The sequence below is a fragment of the Pseudomonas laurentiana genome (genome assembly GCF_014648275.1).
GTDB classification, from domain to species: domain Bacteria; phylum Pseudomonadota; class Gammaproteobacteria; order Pseudomonadales; family Pseudomonadaceae; genus Aquipseudomonas; species Aquipseudomonas laurentiana.
Window position 1 is genome coordinate 1 of the sequence record NZ_BMQU01000067.1, and the last position, 1,353, is coordinate 1,353.

Genomic DNA, 1,353 nt, shown 5'->3' on the forward strand with positions numbered 1-1,353 from the left:
TGCAGCTCAAGGCCAGCGAGTACCTGGACGTGGGCGCCAGCAGTCACACCCGGATTGGGCAGAGGCTGGCGACAGAGGCGGGGCAGGAGGTTCATCTCAAGGCCGGCGCCAGGATGGTGCTGGAGGCAGGGGTAAGCCTCACGCTGAAAGCGGGTGGCCAGCACATCGTGATAGGCGCGGCAGGCATCTTCAGCAGCAGTGAGATTCAAGTGGGAGGCGCGCCAGTGACGGGCACGGCGGTGGCTTCGGCACAGGCAGAGCAGGTGGAGGCATTGCTGGCGATGGCACTGGATTCACAGCAGCAGGCGCTGCAGCGCGCTGCGCAAAAAACGGCGGGGGTCTGTGCCATATGCCAGAAACTGGCGGCGCTCAAAGCATGAGTGGCGCTTACCTGTTGCTCGACAGCCTGCAGATTCAGCACCTGCCTACACGCCTCGCACAGCTGGCACCTGGTGCCCCGATGCACCTGTTGTACCTGAACACGGCCTATGCCGACCTGATCGACTGCAGCCCGATACTGATCCCGGTCGTGCCTGACAGCGACCTGGCCCGTACTTTTGCCATGATGTGGCGAGGCAGCGCTGGCCTCTGGCTGGAAACCGACGTGGATGAGTATGAACTGCTCGAGCACCTGCGCAGCCTGGTCCATGTACAGCTCGATGGCGGGTGCAGCGCGTTCTTCCGCTACGTCGATCCGCGCATCGCTCGCTTGTGGCTAACGGGCCTGATGCCTGTCGCCCGTGATCGGGTAATGGGGCCGATACGCTGTGTTCAACTGCCCGATACCGATGGCAGTGAATTACGGATTACCCAGCAAAACCCTGAGCAACCCAGTGCCCGTTACGCCAGCACACCCTGGCTTCAGCTGAGCAGCGAGCAACTGGCGCATATCGTTCAAGCCCAGCGTGAGGGCTTCGATGATCGGCTTGTCGAGCACGCCCTGCGCTATTTCCCCGACTGCTTCGAGGGCCTGGATGAGCCGGCCCGGCGTCAGTGGGCGATGGCTTGCCGACGCAGTGCCGAGCGCCAGGGGTTCAGTGCGGAAGACGAGGTGATGTGCTGGGTCGCGCTTTACGCCCGGCTGGGCGAGGCCTTTCCCGATGGCCCGGAGCACGCTGTGTACCGAAAGCGCCTGAAGGAGCCAGGCCTGCTGCCTGAACAGCGCTTGAGCAACCTGCTGACCGAGCTGTCCCAACACCCCCTCAACCACAAGGAGCGCATGGAATGAGCGCCGAAAGAAAAGCCTATGTCTGCCAGTTGGCCAATGCTGAGCGGGACGCCAGGGCTCATCCCCATGTCGACATCAACAGCCCGGTGGAGCCTTGCCAAGCCTCGCAGCCCGAAATCTTCGTC

At 63.1% G+C, this 1,353-nt stretch carries 1 protein-coding gene and 1 pseudogene; both read left to right on the forward strand.

All coding sequences use genetic code 11. The features are described from left to right. Nucleotides 1-380, forward strand: a pseudogene (locus IE038_RS24605) (type VI secretion system tip protein VgrG); the annotation flags it as partial. Beyond that, nucleotides 377-1,228 carry a DUF4123 domain-containing protein gene (locus IE038_RS23825; RefSeq protein WP_163937249.1) on the forward strand — a complete coding sequence of 284 codons (852 nt, stop codon included), beginning with the start codon at nucleotides 377-379 and terminating at the stop codon, nucleotides 1,226-1,228. The pseudogene IE038_RS24605 and the gene IE038_RS23825, both read left to right, overlap by 4 nt. Nucleotides 1,229-1,353 lie beyond the last annotated feature (125 nt).

What these genes read in the sequence shown, in the direction of transcription:
- IE038_RS23825 (WP_163937249.1), top strand. Translation starts at nt 377, where the DNA reads ATGAGTGGCGCTTACCTGTTGCTCGACAGCCTGCAGATTCAGCACCTG.